The following is a 17629-nucleotide window of genomic DNA, read 5'->3' on the forward strand; positions in this document are numbered from 1 at the left end:
ATGAACCTTGCCGACGACCGCATCGCGGCCGCTCCGCTGCCCACCGCCCGCACCCTTCGCCGACGCACCTTCATCCCGTTCCAGCTGTGGCGCTTCCTGCGGATCAACCTGCGCATGCTCACGATGATCCGCAGATCCGACCACTAGAGCAGGACGTCCGCTCGAGCCGATACCCGTGGAAGTATTTCCCTGTGGGATCGACGACGGACAGCGCAGCGAACGTGAGGCACGAGCAGGACGTCGCCCCGGACGACGCCGCCCATGCCGACGGCGACAGGTCCGACGCGTCCTGGCTTTACCTGCCCGAGGTCGCGGTCGCTCGTCGGCGAACCCTCCGGGTGCTTCTCGTCGCCCAGGTGCTCGGGTCGCTCGGCATCGGTGCCGCACCGTCGATCGGCGTCCTGCTCGCCCAGGAGCTCACCCGGTCGGAGGCTTGGGCTGGCATCGCACGGGCATCGGTGACCATCGGGGCCGCGCTCCTGGCGCTTCCGCTCGGCATGCTCGCCGCCCGGCGCGGACGCCGGCGGGCGTTGACGCTCGCGTGGGGCTCGGCGGCGGTCGGCGCCGCGCTCCTCGTCGTCGCCGCCTCGACCACGTCGGTGCTCGTGATGGTCCTCGGCATGATGGCGCTGGGCGCCGGGTCCGCCGCCGGACTGCAGTCGCGCTTCGCCGCGACGGACCTCGCCGTTCCCGTGCACCGCGCACGCAGTCTGTCGCTCGTCGTGTGGGTCGGGACCCTGGGGCGGTGCTCGGGCCGAACCTCGGGATCCCGGGCAAGTTCGTGGAGTCTCGACTCGGGCTGCCCGCGCTGTCCGGCGCGTTCGTCATCGGTGCGGTGCTCCTGACTGTGACCGCTGCGACCGTCTGGTTCCGCATGCGACCCGACCCGTTGGCGGTTGCCGCCGAGTACCGCAACATCGCACCGACGACGGGCCCCGCGCCCTCGCCCGTGAATCTGCGACGAGCACTGAGCGAGATCCGCCAGGTCCCCACCGCGAAGTTCGCCCTGACCGCGCTCGTCCTCGCGCACGTGGCGATGGTGTCGGTCATGACGATGACGCCGGTGAGCCTCGCGATGCACGGTCACTCGATCACCATCGTCGGCATCACGATCAGCGTGCATGTCCTGGGGATGTACGCCTTCGCCCCGCTGGTCGGGTCGGCGGCGGACCGGTTCGGCCGGATGCCCGTGATCCTCGCCGGTCAGGGCGTCCTCGCGCTGTCCGCCATTCTCAACGTGGCGGCCCCGTCGTCCGCCGGTGTCGTCGTCGTGGGCCTGTTCCTTCTCGGGCTCGGCTGGTCGATCGTCACCGTACCGGCCTCAACGATGCTGTCGCAGTCGGTGCCGGCGGCGTCGCGCCCATTGGTCCAGGGCGCCGGCGACTCGGCGATGAACGCCGCGGCGGCGCTCGGGGCGATCGGGTCCGGAGCGATCATGGTCTCGCTCGGCTTCGCGTGGCTCGCCGGGATCTCCGGCGCGCTGATCATCCCCGTCCTGTGGCTCGCGGCCCGGCACACACGTGGCGTCCGACGGTCGGTCAGGCTCATGCCCGTACGTCATCGCGAGGTATGAGCTCGCCCGGTTCGACCGTCCAAGGCTCGGCCGCAAGCGAGCCGTCGATCTCGCCGATCGCGATGGCGGACGGTGAACGTGCGGGGCTTCGGCGGAGGCCCTCACTTCAGGAATGACCACTCTGGCGGTGAGCGCGGCAGACTCCAAGTAGCGATGCATGCAGAGCGCGCTCCGCTGATCGCCCAGATCCAGCTCGCTGCGTCCCGCTTACTGGGTGAGTTTCCGTTGCGCGCTGCTCAGCAGGACCCGAGGCGGCCGTGGGGTTCGACCCGGCAACGAGCCGGGTCGGGGCAAGGAGCGACACCGGGAGCGCTGGTCATCGAGTCCCGCGGTCGGCATCCGTGGGACGCGACCGAACCGTCCCCGTCGTCGAGCCGGCTCGGGCTCAGTCGAGGTAGTCGCGCAGCGTCTGGGACCGCGAGGGGTGGCGGAGCTTCGACATCGTCTTGGCCTCGATCTGCCGGATTCGCTCCCGCGTGACCCCGTAGACCTTGCCGATCTCGTCGAGCGTCTTGGGCTGACCGTCGGCCAGGCCGAACCGCATCGTCACCACGCCGGCCTCGCGCTCGGACAACGTGTCGAGGACCCGGCCCAGCTGTTCACGCAGCAGGGTGAAGCTCACCGCATCGATCGCGACCATCGCCTCGGAGTCCTCGATGAGGTCGCCGAACTGGCTGTCGCCCTCCTCGCCGAGCGGGGTCTGCAACGAGATGGGCTCACGGCCGTACTTCTGGACCTCGATGACCTTCTCGGGGGTCATGTCGAGCTCCTTGGCCAGCTCCTCCGGCAGCGGCTCGCGGCCGAGCGTCTGGAACAGGTGCCGCTGGACGCGGGCCAGCTTGTTGATGATCTCGACCATGTGCACCGGGATCCGGATGGTGCGCGACTGGTCGGCCATGCCGCGCGTGATCGCCTGCCGGATCCACCATGTGGCATACGTCGAGAACTTGAAGCCCTTGGAGTAGTCGAACTTCTCGACCGCGCGGATCAGGCCGGCGTTGCCCTCCTGGATCAGGTCGAGGAACAGCATCCCCCGCCCGGTGTACTTCTTGGCGATCGAGACGACCAGCCGGAGGTTCGCCTCGAGGAGGTGGTCCTTGGCGCGGCGACCGTCCGCCGCGATGAGCTCGAGCTCTCGCTTCGACGCCCCCTTGTGGACCGACGCGCTCTGGAGCAGGTGGTCGGCGAAGAGCCCGGCCTCGATCCGCAGGGCGATCGTCACCTCCTCTTCGGCGGTGAGCAGCCGGACGCGCCCGATGGCCTTGAGGTAGTCCTTGACGGGATCGATCGTCGCGCCCGCGGTCGAGATCACCGGGGCGGGGGCGTCGTCCTCGCTCGACGACATGATGAAGCCGTCGTCCGCCGTCGAGACGACGAGGTCCTCATCCGCTGTCGAGACCCGCTCGGGGGTGGTGAGTGTCGTAGTAGTCATGGAGTGATCGCCCTCTCATCCAGGCACCGAGCAACACCTCGGCCGGTTGCCGCACACGCCTGCCACCGCGAGACCACGGGGCCCCGGTGAACCTGAGGATGCCGAGCTGGAGAGCCGGACGCAGACCCCGGTCTGACAGACCGGGCCGCTATGCGACCTCCATTGTAGCGGAGGGGCCAGCCGGGCCCTCGGTCCGTCCGTACCGGACCCGATGAGCGCCAGAAGCATGGTGAACGCCGCGCCGCCGAGCTCGTGCGGCCTGTCCGGGGCCGCCGCCCGCACCGCGCCCTCCGGAGCACCGTCGCGACCCCCGACGAGGTGGCGCCGCAACGTCCCCTGCGCCGCGACCTCGACCACGGGCACGTTGACGCAGGTCACGTCGTGGGAGGGCGCGAGCAGTATCGCGCCGTCGATCAGTGTGCCGCCCAACCGGATCAGAGCCGGGCGCTCCCATCCGCCGACCGAGGTCGTGCCCGCGGCGGAGAACACCAGAACCCCGTAGCCGGAGCCAGCGGCGGCTGCCGAGACGCCCTTGAGCACCTCCCCGGCCCAGTGCCCGAGGTCGGAGAGCAGCACGCCCACGACGCGAGCGGCCCCGCCCCGGAGACGGGTCGCCGCGAGGCTCGGCTCGTACCCCATGGCCTCGACCGCCGCCAGGACGCGGTGCGCAGTGAGGCCCGAAACGCCGTGGCGCGCGTTCATCACCTTGGAGACGGTCGCCGTCGAGACTCCGGCGCGGGCTGCGACGTCGGTGATCGTCGGCTGACGTCGACGCGCCGGGACTGCTGTCACCTCACGACGACCTCGGCGGCACGGTCGGTGGCGTCGACGACCACGCTGCCGCTCCGGTCCCCTGCCGTGATGCGGTACTCCCCAGCGAATCCCGCGACGTCGATACGGCCCTGCTCGTCGGTCCGGACACGCGTCGGCGCGAGCCACCAGTCGTCCTTGATCAACCCGCGCAGCGCGGTGTACGCAGGCTTCGGGGTGCCGTCGGACCTCACCAGGCCGGCCGGGGCGCCGAGCCAGGCGCCGTCGTCGGTCAGACCCCAGTAGGTGACCGACTCCACTGCTGGGTGGCCGACCAGCGTCGTGTAGTGCCGGACGACCTCGTCAGCCTGCCGCGCCTCACCCTCGGGGGTCGAGGGCCAGTCGGCGACCTGGTAGTCGTTGAGGTCGACGATCTCGCGCGGCATGAGCCGGCCGGAGAGCAGGGTGCTCTCGGTCATGTGCAGCGGCAGGCCGAACCGGGAGAACCGCTCGAGGATCGACAGCGTCTTCTCCTCGCCCCAGTAGCCCTGGTGCATGTGGCTCTGCAGCCCGAGCGCGTCGATCTGGATCCCTGCAGCCAGGCACTCCTCGACGAGGTGCTCGTACGCCGGGGACATGTCGAAGTCGTTGAGGAGCAGCGTGGCATCCGGGTTCGCCGACCGCGCCGTCTCGAAGGCGAGCCGGACCGTCTCGACCCTCCCGAGCTTCTGGCACAGGCGGGTCAGGCCGTTGTCCTCCTTGTCGAAGACCGGCATGATCACGACCTCGTTGATCGCGTCCCACACGTCGATGACACCGCGGAACCCTGTGACCTCCCGGACGATGCGCGCACGCACGGCCGCCTCGACCTCGTCGGTCGACAGGTCGTGGAGCCAGCCCGGTGCCAGCGTGTGCCAGGCGAGCGGATGTCCCTTGACGACGCAGCCGTGGTCGACGAACCACTGCGCGGCTCGCCTCAGACGCTCGGTGTCGGGGTGCCCGCGCTCGGGCTCGAACCCACCCCAGTAGAACGGCAGCGTCGCGGTGTTGAACACCTCGAACCAGAGGTCGGCCAGGTGCGCGGCCTGCGACGGGGCCGCGCCGCCGAACGGGCTGTCCGGGGTCGCCTCGGTCTCGCCGTTGGCGAACGCGATGAAGTCGAAGCCGATGTTCGCGAACGCGAACGCGTGCCGGGCCTGCTCGACCACGACGTCGGCGTCCGCGACGACGTTCCCGTCCGCGGAACGCACCGTGACGGTCGACCGGCCGACGCGGTGGCGCAGGGCCTCCGGGATACTGCGTGACGCGAGCTGCATGTGACGACTCCCTGCCTGTGATGACCTGTGCTGACCGTCGGACCTGATCGCCGCGAGCCGCGGCGACCGCTCACACCTGACTCGTGCCGCCGTCGACCAGGACGCCGACCCATCGTGCATCGGCGACCGTGATCTCGTGCCGCTCTCCGACGAGCTCGACGGTCGCCTCGGTCTCCCGGTCGGTGCACGACGCCCCGACCCACAGCTCGATCGCCCCCGGCTCCACGCCGCGGACGAGGTCCCGTCCGGAGAAGGCCAGTCGCGTGGTCGGCACACCGAGTTGCACGGTCGCCGCCGCCCCCTGATCGAGCTCGACCCGCGCGTAGCCGAGCAGCTGGGCCACCGGCCGCGTGATCGACGCCACGGGGTCGTGCGCGTACAGCTGGACGACGTCGGCACCCCGCCGGGTCCCGGTGTTCGTGACGCGGACGCTCACCTCGATCGTGCCGTCGGTCGGCACCACGGCCGACGCCACGGTCAGGCGGTCGTGGCTGAAGGTCGTGTAGGACAGGCCGAAGCCGAACGGTCGTGCGGGGTCGGGGTCGAGGTTCGACACCGATGACGGACCGCCGAGCGGCGGGTGAAGGTAGGAGTACGGCTGCGAACCCCCGGACCGCGGCATGCTGACGGGAAGCCGGCCGGACGGGTTGACGCGCCCGCTGATCACGCCCGCGATCGCCGACGCGCCCTCCTCACCCGGGAAGAACGCCTGGACCACCGCGGCGCACGACCCCAGGGCCCACCCGACCGCGTACGGGCGGCCCGTGACCAGCACGAGCACGACCGGCGTGCCGGTGGCGAGGACCGCCTCGACGAGCTCGCGTTGCACCCCCGGCAGCTCCAGGTCGTCCGCGTCGCACCCCTCGCCCGACGTGCCGCGACCGAAGAGTCCCGCACGGTCCCCCACGACGACGACCGCGACGTCGGCGCCTGCCGCAGCGGCGACGGCGGCGGCGATTCCCGACCGGTCCGGGTCGTCGACGCCGCACCCCTCGGCGTACGCGATCTCGGTGGCGTTCAGCTCGGCGCGCAGCGCGTCGAGGACGGTCGGCACGTCGATGCCCAGCGGCACGTCCGGGTGGTGCTCGAGGACGTGGTTGGCGAACGAGTAGCAGCCGAACAGCGCCGTCGGCTGGTGGGCGTTCGGCCCAACGACGGCCACCCGCGCAGGGCGGGCCAGCGGCAGGGTCCCGTCGTTCGCCAGCAGCACGATCGCCTCCTCCGCGATCCGGCCGGCCAGCGCCCGGTGGTCCGAGGGGTCCAGGCTCCCCGGGTCCTCCGAAGGCTCGTCGAACCTGGCGTCGAGCAGACCGAGCGCGGCCTTCTGCCGCAGCACCCGTTCGACCGCCTGGTCCACGAGTCGGGTGTCCACGAGGCCGGAGCGCACAGCCGCCGCGAGCGGGGCTCGGTAGGCGTTCCCCGTCGGCAGCTCGACGTCCACCCCTGCGGTCAGTGCCTGGGCGGCGGCGTCGCCGAGGTCGGCGGCCACGCCGTGCAACGACGCGAGGAAGGCCACGCCGAAGTAGTCGGCGACGACCACCCCGTCGAACCCCCACCGGTCGCGGAGGACACCGGTCAGCAGCGAGCGGTCCGCCGCGGCGGGCAGTCCGTCGACCTCGGCGTAGGAGTGCATGACCGACCGTGCGCCGCCGTCGAGGACGGCCATCTCGAACGGGACGAGCAGGACGTCGGCGACCTCCCGGGGTCCGGCGTGCACCGGTGCGAGGTTCCGACCGGCACGGGACGCCGAGTACCCGACGAAGTGCTTGAGGGTCGCCACGACCCCCTCGTCCTGCAGCCCGCGCACGTAGCTGGTCGCCAGCGTCCCGACCAGGTACGGGTCCTCCGCGATGCACTCTTCGACACGACCCCAGCGGGCGTCCCGCACGACGTCGAGCACCGGGGCGAGGCCCTGGTGGATGCCGAGGGAACGCATCGTGGCACCGATCGCGCGACCCATCGCCCGGATGAGCTCCGGATCGAACGACGCTCCCCACGACAGGGGCGCAGGGAACGTCGTCGCCTGCCAGGCCGCGAGACCGGTCAGGCACTCCTCGTGCACGACGGCGGGGATGCCGGTGCGGGTGTTCTCGACCAGCCAGCGCTGCCGCTCACGGAGCGATCGCGCCGCGCTCACCGGGTCGACCGGCGCCGTGCCGTAGAACCGGGTGATCTGACCGATACCGTGCCTCGCGAAGTCCTCGAACGCCGGCTCCTCGTCGACCATCGCATCCTGCATCGGTGCGACGCCGGCGCCCGAGCCGGCGTCGACCCACACGCCGACCAGCTGCGCCAGCTTCTCCTCGAGCGTCATGCCCGCCAGCAGCGCCGCCACCCGCTGCGCGGTGCCCTGCCCCTGTGTCCCCATCGGTACCCCGGTCCCCCTCGTTCTCGTCGCTCGGATGTCAGCGCGTGCCGCGTGCGCCGGGGTACCAGTCCTCGAGGCCGTTCTCGGTGACGGCGATGAAGACGTCGTCGGGCTTGACGCCCTCGGCCTCGAGTCGCCGCGCGACGGCCTCGTACATGCGCGCCTTGGTCTCGGCGTCGTACATGCGCACCATGAGGATCCGTACGTACACCACGTCCCGGCGATCTCCACCGAGGTAGTGGGGGTCGGCGACGATGTGGTCGGCCGGGAGCGGGTGGATGACCTGGAACCGGTCCTCCGCGTCCATCCCGAGACCCTCGACGAGACCTGCGTTGACGGCCTCGGCATAGGCGAACCGTGTGGTGGCCGGGACGGTGTCCGCGACCTCGATCGTGACGAGCGGCATCAGGACCAGACCTCCTTCGCGACGCGCACATCGGCGCCGGTACGTGCGGACTCTTCGATGGCCAGGCCAACCGCGTGGTCCTGGCAGCCCTGCGCGAGCGGATAGGGAGAAGGTCCCTCGTCGCGGGCCCAGCGACCCACGGCCGCCAGGTGGGCCGCGACCGCGATGTCGTCCTCGGAGAGGCGGCTGCCCACCCACGGGTTGCGGTAGACGACGCGACCGTCGAACGACGCGTTGACCACCTCGTTGCCCTCGAGGTTCATGTCCACCCCTGTGCGTCGGTAGACGATCGGCGACGTCACGGGTCCGTCCGCGGTGAGCCGCGTGACGGTGTCGTCGACGACCTCGCCCAGCGAGCCGCGGATCACGATCCGCCGTGCACGCAGCGGGTTCCACCACTGGTTCTCGACGAAGTCGTACAGACCCATGCGACCGTCACCGAAGTCCAGGGTCGCGATCGTCGTCGTGCGCGGCCCGGGCTGCGGGTCGACGACCCAGCCGTCGAACGTCAACGGGTCGACCAACGGCGCCACGAACGACCGCGCGCTCACCACCGTCTCCTCCATGTCGACGTCGAGGAACGCACGGACCAGAGCCACCGCGTGGTACAGGTGCGTCGAGGCGATCTCGACGGAGGTCGGGGTGCCGACCACGCCCTCACGCACGACCGCGAGCCGCGACGCGTGCCCCGGCATGAGCGTGTACTGCTCGCCGACCTGCACGAGGCCGGAGGCGCCGACGTCGTGCCACAGCGCGCGCAGGCCGTCGAGGTCGGGGGCGGGCGGCGTCTCGGCCAGGACCTTGACGCCCGCTGCGACCAGCTCGCGCACGACACCGGGCATCGACGGCCACGAGACGGCGGCCACGACGAACTCGGGAGCGAGCGCGAGCACCTCGTCGATCGTGCGGACCGCGCGCACCCCCCACCTGGCGGTGATGCGCTCGGCCTCAGCCTGCGTCTGGGTGACGACGCCGACCACCTGGAGGCGGTCCGGCGCGGCCTGGGCCATGCGGAGGTGGAATTCGGAGCGCCAACCGCTCCCGATGACTGCGAATCTCACAGGGTCCGACACAGACGTTCTTCCTCTCGACCGTTCTCCCGCACCGCCGGTCCCCGGCGGTGTCACTTCTCTGCCCGGCGACCGGTCAGACCTGGCTCAGGCCGCCGTCCACGACCAGCTCGGCACCCGCGACGAAGCTCGACTCGTCCGACGCGAGGAACAGCACCGCCGCCGCCACCTCCTCCGGTCGTCCGACGCGACCCACCGGGATCGCCGCGACGACCTGCCGCTCGACCTCGTCGGAGCCGCCGGTGAAGTCCGCGAACCCGGCAGTCGCCGTGGGTCCGGGGCTCACCGCGTTCGCACGGATCCGCCGGCCCCGCAGCTCGGACGTGAGCGTGCGGGCCAGCGAGCGCACGGCGGCCTTCGTCGCGTTGTAGACCGCATGCCCCGGGCCGCCGTTGTGCCCGGCGATGGATGACGTCAGCACGATCGACCCACCATCCCGCATCAGCGGGACGATCCGCTGCACCGTGAAGAAGGTGCCACGGAAGTTCAGGTCCGCGACGAGGTCGAACGAGTCGGGCTGCAGGTCGACCACCGGGGTGGCCGCGACGTCCCGGCCCGCGTTCGCCACCAGGACGTCGACCGGGCGCCCCGACAGCCGGAGCACCGCGGCCAGCCGGGACAGGTCGGCCACGTCGCTCGCATCGCCCTGGACGCCGGTGACGTGCGGACCGAGTGCGGCGACGGTGTCGTCGATCTCGGCCTGGTGCGGCGATGTCACGACGACATCCGCACCCTCGGCCACGAACCGTGCAGCGATGGCGCGCCCGATGCCCGCGGTACCCGCCGTGACCACCGCGAGCCTTCCCTCCAGCTGTCCCATCAGTCCTCCTCGTCCGCGTGGCCGGTCACTTGAGAGCCCCGGCCGCAAGGCCGCGCTCGAAGTACTTCTGCAGCGACAGGTACGCGAGGATCTCCGGCACCGCGGTGATGACCGCCGCCGCGAGCACGCCTGTCTGGTCGTTCGTGTACTGGCTGGTGAAGAACGACGGCAGCAGCGTCACGACCTGCTTGCTCGGGTCGTTGAGCATGAGCATCGGGAGCAGGAACGCGTTCCAGGAGTTGATCAGCGTCAGCACCACGATCGCCGCGGCGATCGGCCGCGTGAGCGGCAGCACGATGTTCCAGAAGATCTGCACGATGTTCGCGCCGTCGACCCTGCCCGCCTCCATGAGCTCGGTCGGGATGCCGTCGAAGTAGTTCCGCGCGAGGAGCACCGTGAACGGCACCTGCAGAGCCGCGAGCGGCAGGATCACGGCGATGAGCTCGTTGTACATGTCGAAGGTCGACGCGGTGACGAAGAGCGGGGTCAGCAGCACTGCCTCCGGCATCGTCAGGGCAGCGATCAGGACCCAGAACCAGATCTCCTTGCCCGCGATCCGCAGCTTGGAGAACCCGAACGCCGCGAGCATCGTGCAGACGTAGACGATCGCGATCGTCGAGCCGGCGATGAGCAGGCTGTTGCGGAAGTAGGTGCCCACCACACCGGTGTCGAACACCTTCTGGTAGTTGCCGACGCCGCGGCCAGCGAGCGAGCCCTGGACCATGGCGATCAGCGGTGCCAGGAACGGCAGCGCGATGACCGTGACCAGCAGCTGCAGGCCGATGCGCGACGCGCGACTTCGTGACTCGAACACCCCGTTACCTCCGTTCGGCTCTGCGGTTGCGCATGCTCATGAGCACGCCTCCGCCGATGGCCAGGACGAGCAGGGCGACCGAGATCGCGGCCGCATACCCGAAGTGCTTCTGCTGCACCATCGTCTGGTAGATGTAGGTGCCGAGGAACTCGGTCCCGTGGTTGGGCCCGCCCTTGGTCACGAGGTACGGGATGTCGAACGTCTTCAGGGCTCCGATCAGACCGAGCATCGCCAGCGCGGACGTGGTGCCCCGGCACATCGGCCAGACGATCGACCGCAGCGCGCGGATGTTCCCTGCGCCGTCGATGCGTGCCGCCTCGAGGATCTCCGGGTCGATCTGGCTCATCGCGGCGTAGAAGAGGATGAAGGTCAGCCCCGTCCACTGCCAGACGGTGATCGCCATGACCACCGCCATCGCGGTCGATGCCTCGGCGAGCCAGGGCCGGGTCAGCGCGTCCAGGCCGACGTGGCTGAGCAGCCAGTTGAACTGCCCGTCGACGTCGAAGATCTGCCGGAACACCGGTGCCATCGTCGCGGGGGCCAGCACCGTCGGCACGAACACGATGACCTTGTAGATCGCCCCGAGCCGGACCCGCGAGTGCATGATGGCCGCGAAGACGAACCCGATCGCCGTCTGCACCGAGAACGTGATCACGTAGAAGTACGCGGTGTGCCCGATCGCGTTCCAGAAGACGGAGTCACCGACCATCTTGGTGAAGTTGTCGGCGCCCACGTGCGTCGGGCTGGACAGGATGAAGCCGTTCCAGTCGAGCGTCGCGACATATCCCGTGTACCCGATCGAGAAGTAGATCAGCCCCACGATCAGCACGACCGCGGGCAGGATCCACGGCAGGCCCGCAACCTGAAGACGACTGCGCCGGGGCGTGCGGCCGCGCCCCGCCCCGCCGGGGCGGCCGATCGCGAGGATCGGCCGTCCCGCGGGGCGCCGCGTCGTCGTGGCTCCGCTCACCGCTCGGCCCGCGCGCACGGGGGCCGAGCGGAGGGCGTCGCTGTCGGCGCGACCCTCCGGCTGTGGTTGGTCACTTCTGCGCCGTCTGGACCGCATCGAGACCCTCGAGCGCCTGCGTCACGGTCTTGTCCCCCGAGGCCACGCCGATGAGGGCGTCACGGAACGCCGTGTTGAGGTCGGCGCTCACCGTCGCGAACCGGGGCTCGGTGGCCGCGCCGGCCGCCTCGGTGTAGCTCTGCAGCGCCGCCTTCTGCTTGTCCGGGTTGACCAGGTCGATCTGGTCCCACTGGGGCGTGACGCCCTTGAGCGCCGGGATGTCGTTCAGCGTGTTCGCGACCGCCTGCTGGCCGGCCTCGCTGGTCGTCAGCCACAACGCGAACGTCGTGGCCGCTGCCTGCTGAGTCGACCTGGCGCTGACCGCGAGCCCGTAGTCGGCGTCACCGAACATCGACCCGGTGCTGCCGGTGCCCGCGAGATCGGGGAACGGGATCGGCGTGAGGGTGATCGGCGTCGGGCTGCCGACGCCGGCCGCCTCCATCGCAGCCACCATGCTGTCCTTGACGGCGTACTGGGTGTACCAGGTGCCCATCATGACCATCGCGTACTTGCCGGCCATGAAGGCGTTGTTGGCGTCCGGGTACTGCTGCAGGCCGACGGCGCCCTCCTGCATGATCCCGTCGTCGAACAGGGACTTCCACAGGCCCATGGCTGTCGCGAACCTCGGGTCGGTCCAGGGGACCTCACCCTTCGACGCCTTGACGTAGAGGCCGGGCTCGACGTTGTCGGCGATGGCCTCGAACGTGTCCATGTCGAACGCCCACTGCCCCGCGCCCTGGACGAAGCACCCCAGCCCGTTCGCGGTGAGCGTCGCGCACACGTCCTTCCACTCGGCCAGGGTCGTGGGCGGCGTCAGGTTGTACTTGTCGAAGAGGTCCTGGTTGATCCACAGGCCGCCCGAGTACACCGCGCCCGCGGAGAGCCCGACCAGCTTGTTGTCGACGGACAGGCCGTCGACGCCCGCGGGGGCGAGCTTGGTCTTCCAGTCAGCGCCGAGGGCACCTTCGACCGCCGAGGTCAGGTCCACGGCGCCGGCCTCGAAGGTCTGCACCCCGCCGTTCGCCGAGCCAGGAGCCACGTTGAACACGTCGGGCCCCTCGCTCGAGGTGATGGCCGGGCTGAGCACCGAGTCGTACGAGTCGATCGGCTTCGAGACGAACTCGACCTTGATGTTCGGGTACTCCTTGGTGAACGCGGCAATGAGCTTCTCGGCGTTCGCCTTGTCGGGCGTCCAGCCCCACCAGGTGATGTCACCCGACGTGGCCGAACCCGCCGTCCCGCTGGTCGCGCTCGACCCGGCGGAGCAGGCGGTCAGGGCCAGCAGTGCCAGGCCTGCCACAGCAGCGACTGCGCCAAGGCGGCGACCGCGCAGCGTCGTCATCGACGTCCGCATGTGCTTCTCCTCATCTGCTCGATCGTCTGCGATCGAGCTGTCTGCACCCGAATGGGGTTCCCGGTGTTCCGGGGACCCCGGCGACCGGTCGGCGACGCCGTCTGGTCGTGCACTCCCCTCAGTGCTCCAAGCTGTGCGGTCGAGCTCGGCACGATCCGCACTGCGTGACTGCGAAAGTTTCGGAGCAACTTTCTTTCATGTGTACGATAGACACGTCATCGAGAACTCGTCAACATCACGCCGGAGGCAGGCCATGTCGGGTCGGACCGTCACCATCGCGGACATCGCCATCGCGGGAGGCGTCTCGGTTCCGACCGTGTCGAAGGTCCTCAACGGACGACGCGGCGTGTCTGCGGCGACGCGTCGCCACATCGAGCAGCTCCTGGTCGAGCACGGCTACGAGCGCCGCGGGCGACCCGGGCAGGGCACCGGGCTGATCGACCTCGTCATCAGCGATCTCGACACCCAGTGGGCGACCGCGCTGCTGCGCGGAGCCCAGGCCGAGGCAGCCCGCCTCGGGGCGGACCTCGTGATCACGACGACCCACGGCAAGCCCGTCGGCACCCCTGACTGGCTCGACCACCTCGCCGAGCGTGGATCCGACGGCGTCGTGCTCATCGTCTCCGAGCTGCTCCCGGCGGGCCGCGACGAGCTGACCAACCTGCGCATGCCTGTCGTCCTGGTCGACCCCGTCGGCAGCAGCGACGAGTCCCTGCCGACCGTCGCTGCGACCAACTGGGCCGGTGGGCGCGACGCCACCGAGCACCTCATCGGCCTGGGGCACCGACGGATCGGTTTCATCGCAGGTCCGATCGACCAGGTCTGCCACCGAGACCGGCTCGACGGCTATCGCGCGGCACTGCAACGCGCCGGCCTGACCTATGAGCCCCGTCTGGTGCGTCAGGGCGACTCGCTCGTCGGCGGCGGCCACAGGCGCGGCCTGGAGCTGCTCGACCTCCCCGAGCCGCCGACGGCCATCATCAGCGGGTCCGACGAGCAGGCGTACGGCGTCTACCAGGCGGCGCGCGACCGCGGGCTCCGCATCCCCGACGACCTGTCCGTCGTGGGGTTCGACGACGTCGAGCTCTGCCAGTGGGTCTCGCCGCAGCTCACGACCGTGCGGCAGCCGCTCGCTGAGATGGCTCGGGAGGCGACCCGGATGGTCGTCGAGCTGTCGCGCGACGCCGCGCGGGTCAGTCCTCGCGTGGAGCTGGCCACTACCTTGATCGAGCGCGAGTCCACCGCCGCCCCCCGGGTCGGTCATCCCTGACTTCCTGTCGGCGGGCGACGCCGCCCGCCCCCTTCGCAGCATCGGCGGTGCACGGCCGCCGGACGCGGGCCTGACGCCGAAGTCGGCACCCCACCGGTAGCCTGGCGGCACGCACCTCGGACGCGGTCGAGCACCTGGGAATGGGGATGGTGTGACAGGTCCGCTGATCGCCACGAAGCTGCACCTCCCGCAGCTGCGGCGCGGCCTGGTCGCCCGGCCACGACTCCTCGAGTCCATGCGTCGCGGCGCCGACGCGAGACTCACGCTGGTGTCCGCCCCGGCGGGCTTCGGCAAGACGACGCTCCTGGCCGACTGGCTCCACGAGCTGCCCGACAGCGACCGTCACGGGGCTCTCGCTCGACGCGTCCGACAACGACCCCGCGACCTTCTGGACGTACGTCGTGGCCGCGCTCCGCACTGCAGTGCCCGACGTCGGCGCGAGTGCGCTCGAGCTCGTTCGCGCCTCCCCCATGCCGACTGAGCAGGTGCTCACCGCCCTGGTCAACGACCTGGCCGCGGCGCCGAGCGACGTGTGGCTCGTCCTCGACGACTACCACCTCGTGGACGACCACGACGTCGGCCAGGGGATGGACTTCCTCCTTCAGCACCTCCCGCCCCAGGTCCACCTCGTGCTCAGCACCCGCGCCGACCCGGACCTCCCGCTGGCCCGATGGCGGGCACGCGGCGAGCTGGTCGAGATCCGCGCCGCCGACCTGCGGTTCACCGCCGAGGAGGCGACCGCGTACCTCAACGAGGCGACCGGACTGGGCCTCAGCGCCGCGGACGTGGCGGCCGTCGAGGAGCGCACCGAGGGGTGGATCGCCGCGCTGCAGCTCGCCGCCCTGTCGCTCCGGGGGCGCGACGACGTGACCGGCTTCATCGCCCAGTTCGCCGGGAACGACCGGTACCTCGTCGACTGCCCGTCGAGGAGGTCCTGGCGCACCAGCCTGCGCCCGTGCGCGAGTTCCTGCTGCGCTCGGCACTCCTCGACCGGCTCACCGGGTCGCTCTGCGACGCCGTCGTCGGCCGTGACGACAGCACGCAGCTGCTCGTGACCCTCGAGCGGGCCAACCTGTTCCTCGTCGCCCTGGACGACCAGCGCAGGTGGTACCGGTACCACCACCTGTTCGCCGACGTGCTGCGGGTGCGCATGCTGGCCGAGCAGCCGGACCTGGTTCCGCTGCTGCACCAGCGCGCCAGCCGCTGGTACGAGTCGCACGACTCGGCAGAGGAGGCGATCCGCCATGCCCTGGCTGCCCAGGACACCGACCGCGCGGTCCACCTCATGGAGCTCGCTGTGCCGGCGATCCGACGGGACCGGCGCGAGGCGATCCTCCTCGGCTGGCTGAGGGCGTTGCCCGACGACGCCGTGCGGCGCAGCCCGGTCCTCAGCGTGTTCTTCGGCTACATGCTCATGGTCTCTGGCGACCTCGACGCGTTCGAGGCCCGGCTCGACGACGCGGAGCTCGCACTCGCCTCCGTGCCCGACGGTTCGGCTCTGCCCTGGGCCGACACCGAAGCGCTCCGCTCCCTGCCGGCGACCATCGCCGTCTATCGCGCCTCGATCGCGCAGGCACGGGGCGATGTCGCGGGCACAGCGGAGCACGCTCGGCGCGCGCTGGGCCTGGCGGGCCCCGACGACCATCTCGCGCGAGGCAGCGCGGCCGCGTTCCTCGGCCTTGCCGCATGGGCGGACGGTGACGTGACGACGGCCCTGGAGATCTTTGCGCTCGCGGTCACGAGCCTGCACGCCGCCGGCAACCTTGTCGACGAGCTGAGCAGCACCGTGATCCAGGCCGACATGTGGATCACCGCCGGCCGGCCCAGCACGGCGCGCCGACTCTACGACAGCGCCCTTCAGGTCGCGGAGGAGCACCGGGAGACCACTCGACGCGCGACCCCCGACCTGCACGTGGGGCTCAGCGAGCTGGACTACGACGCCGGAGATCTCGCAGCAGCCAAGCGACACCTGGAGAGCGCAGCGGCGCTCGTCGAAGGCGCGGCGACGACCGAGAGCCGCCACCGGTGGTTCATCGCGACGGCGCGGACCGCCTCTGCCGAGGGTGATCCGCAGGAGGCCATCGCCCTGCTCGACACGGCTGCACGGCTCTACCAGCCGGGCTTCTTCCCGGACGTGCGGCCCGTCGCGGCGTTGAGGGCCCGGGTCGGGATCGCGCAGGGCCATCTCACGGAGGCCGCCGCCTGGGCCCACGAACGAGGCCTGTCGACCACCGACGACCCCTGGTACCTGCGCGAGTTCGACCACCTCACCCTGGTCCGGCTGCTCATCGCGCGGCACCGGGCGCAGCCAGAACCCGGCGCACTCGGCGAGGCCCTCGGCCTGCTGGCGCGCCTGGGCGCTGCCGCAGAGGCCTCGGGGCGTGTCGGGAGCGTCGTGGAGAGCCAGATGCTGTCGGCTCTGGCCCATGACGCACAGGGAGATCGGCCGCAGGCCCTCGTCTCCCTTGTCCGCGCCTGGGCTCAGGCGGCCGAGCCTGACAGCTACGTCCGCCTCTTCCTCGACGAGGGCTCCCCCATGGAGGAGCTGCTGCGCGCCGCCGAGCAGCAGGGCGTCTCGGGCGGCCACGCGCGCCGCCTGCTCGACCTCGGTGCGGCGACCGCGTCGGACGCCACTGACCCCCGTCAGCGCCCACGTGCCGTGGGTCCGCTGAGCGAGCGGGAGCTCCAGGTGCTGAGGCTGCTCGACAGTGAGCTGAACGGGCCCGAGATCGCCCGCGAGCTCTTCATCACGCTCAACACGCTGCGCAGCCACACCAAGAGCATCTTCACGAAGCTCGAGGTCACCACGCGTCGGGCGGCCGTCAGCCGAGCACACGCACGTGGGCTGATGTAGCCGGTCCGGCGGCACGTCTCACCACGTCGGTCACATCAGGTGGTGATGCCGGGCCACCACACCCGTTCCTACCGTCGAGTCATCCCCCGGCATCAGCCGCGGACCTCGAACCAGGAGCCGGACATGAACATCAACCCCAGGACCCTCACCCGCGCGGCCGGCGCTGCCGCCGCAGTCGGAGGACTGCTGTACATCGGCGTGCAGATCAACCACCCCCACCTGGACCTCGCCTTCGTCTCCTCGACCGAGTGGAAGGTCCGTCAGTCCATGAAGGTGCTGTTCACCGCCCTGTCGCTCGCCGGAGTCACCGGCATGTACCTGCGTCAGGTGACACGCGCCGGAGTCCTCGGCCTGATCGGGTATCTCCTGCTCGGCACCGGGTTCCTCCTCATGCTCAGCACCGAGATCATCGGGGTGGCTGTCCTCCCGACCATCGCCGCCACCTCGCCCGGCTACGTCACCGATGTCCTTGCCGTAGCCATTCCCGGCGGCCATGCGACCGGCGACCTGGGCTTGATGGGACCCCTGATCCAGCT

The 17629-nt window shown here is 70.7% G+C and carries 17 protein-coding genes; 6 read left to right on the plus strand and 11 right to left on the minus strand.

Features of this window, described 5'->3' with window-relative positions; all coding sequences use genetic code 11:
* The 3 genes from DDP54_RS18300 to DDP54_RS00360 are packed head-to-tail and all read left to right on the plus strand — an operon-like array spanning position 1 to position 1573.
* Positions 1 to 147, plus strand: coding sequence for a hypothetical protein (locus DDP54_RS18300; RefSeq protein WP_197711266.1), 147 nt, complete (start codon positions 1 to 3; stop codon positions 145 to 147).
* Between the two features lie 44 nt (positions 148 to 191).
* The gene (locus DDP54_RS00355; RefSeq protein ID WP_158274417.1) at positions 192 to 845 is read left to right on the plus strand and encodes an MFS transporter; all 654 of its coding nucleotides are present in this window, start codon (positions 192 to 194) and stop codon (positions 843 to 845) included.
* Entirely contained in the window at positions 746 to 1573 is an 828-nt protein-coding gene (locus tag DDP54_RS00360; protein WP_109130056.1) for an MFS transporter, read from the plus strand. The genes DDP54_RS00355 and DDP54_RS00360 overlap by 100 nt, the downstream gene beginning before the upstream one ends.
* A 385-nt stretch (positions 1574 to 1958) precedes the next feature.
* Here DDP54_RS00360 and DDP54_RS00365 read toward each other — a convergent pair whose 3' ends face one another.
* From DDP54_RS00365 to DDP54_RS00410, 10 genes are all read right to left on the minus strand, one after another.
* Positions 1959 to 3005, minus strand: coding sequence for an RNA polymerase sigma factor (locus DDP54_RS00365; RefSeq protein WP_277949571.1), 1047 nt, complete (start codon positions 3003 to 3005; stop codon positions 1959 to 1961).
* A 15-nt stretch (positions 3006 to 3020) separates the two neighbouring features.
* Positions 3021 to 3797, minus strand: a complete 777-nt coding sequence (locus tag DDP54_RS00370; RefSeq protein WP_158274418.1) for a LacI family DNA-binding transcriptional regulator — start codon at positions 3795 to 3797, stop codon at positions 3021 to 3023.
* Positions 3794 to 5071, minus strand: coding sequence for an endo-1,4-beta-xylanase (locus tag DDP54_RS00375; protein WP_109130058.1), 1278 nt, complete (start codon positions 5069 to 5071; stop codon positions 3794 to 3796). The genes DDP54_RS00370 and DDP54_RS00375 overlap by 4 nt, the downstream gene beginning before the upstream one ends.
* 70 nt (positions 5072 to 5141) lie before the next feature.
* Positions 5142 to 7439 (minus strand): glycoside hydrolase family 3 N-terminal domain-containing protein, encoded by a 2298-nt coding sequence (locus DDP54_RS00380; protein WP_109130059.1) that lies wholly within the window; start codon positions 7437 to 7439, stop codon positions 5142 to 5144.
* A gap of 37 nt (positions 7440 to 7476) precedes the next feature.
* On the minus strand, positions 7477 to 7845 hold the full coding sequence (locus tag DDP54_RS00385) for a tautomerase family protein (RefSeq protein ID WP_109130060.1): 369 nt from the start codon (positions 7843 to 7845) through the stop codon (positions 7477 to 7479).
* Positions 7845 to 8972, minus strand: a complete 1128-nt coding sequence (locus tag DDP54_RS00390; protein ID WP_347338484.1) for a Gfo/Idh/MocA family oxidoreductase — start codon at positions 8970 to 8972, stop codon at positions 7845 to 7847. The genes DDP54_RS00385 and DDP54_RS00390 overlap by 1 nt, the downstream gene beginning before the upstream one ends.
* A 19-nt stretch (positions 8973 to 8991) precedes the next feature.
* Entirely contained in the window at positions 8992 to 9735 is a 744-nt protein-coding gene (locus DDP54_RS00395; RefSeq protein WP_109130062.1) for a glucose 1-dehydrogenase, read from the minus strand.
* Positions 9736 to 9760: 25 nt separating this feature from the next.
* A complete protein-coding gene (locus DDP54_RS00400) occupies positions 9761 to 10549 on the minus strand; it encodes a carbohydrate ABC transporter permease (RefSeq protein ID WP_109130063.1) in 789 nt (262 codons plus the stop codon).
* A gap of 4 nt (positions 10550 to 10553) precedes the next feature.
* On the minus strand, positions 10554 to 11519 hold the full coding sequence (locus DDP54_RS00405) for a sugar ABC transporter permease (RefSeq protein WP_242448123.1): 966 nt from the start codon (positions 11517 to 11519) through the stop codon (positions 10554 to 10556).
* 70 nt (positions 11520 to 11589) lie between these two features.
* Entirely contained in the window at positions 11590 to 12969 is a 1380-nt protein-coding gene (locus DDP54_RS00410; protein WP_109130065.1) for an extracellular solute-binding protein, read from the minus strand.
* Positions 12970 to 13222: 253 nt separating this feature from the next.
* Between DDP54_RS00410 and DDP54_RS00415 the strand changes: the two genes are divergently transcribed.
* The 3 genes from DDP54_RS00415 to DDP54_RS00420 all read left to right on the plus strand — a co-directional run bounded on the left by DDP54_RS00415 (position 13223) and on the right by DDP54_RS00420 (position 17093).
* The gene (locus DDP54_RS00415; RefSeq protein WP_109130066.1) at positions 13223 to 14239 is read left to right on the plus strand and encodes a LacI family DNA-binding transcriptional regulator; all 1017 of its coding nucleotides are present in this window, start codon (positions 13223 to 13225) and stop codon (positions 14237 to 14239) included.
* Between the two features lie 470 nt (positions 14240 to 14709).
* Complete coding sequence (locus DDP54_RS18460; RefSeq protein WP_242448124.1) at positions 14710 to 15294, plus strand: hypothetical protein; 585 nt, start codon at positions 14710 to 14712, stop codon at positions 15292 to 15294.
* Positions 15195 to 17093, plus strand: coding sequence for a LuxR C-terminal-related transcriptional regulator (locus tag DDP54_RS00420; RefSeq protein WP_242448125.1), 1899 nt, complete (start codon positions 15195 to 15197; stop codon positions 17091 to 17093). Before DDP54_RS18460 ends, DDP54_RS00420 begins: the two co-directional genes overlap by 100 nt.
* A 30-nt stretch (positions 17094 to 17123) precedes the next feature.
* On the opposite strand, the gene DDP54_RS18035 is transcribed toward DDP54_RS00420, so the two are convergent.
* A complete protein-coding gene (locus DDP54_RS18035) occupies positions 17124 to 17588 on the minus strand; it encodes a hypothetical protein (protein WP_158274419.1) in 465 nt (154 codons plus the stop codon).
* Between the last annotated feature and the right edge of the window lie 41 nt (positions 17589 to 17629).

The organism is Cellulomonas sp. WB94 (assembly GCF_003115775.1).
Classification (GTDB): Bacteria; Actinomycetota; Actinomycetes; order Actinomycetales; family Cellulomonadaceae; genus Cellulomonas_A.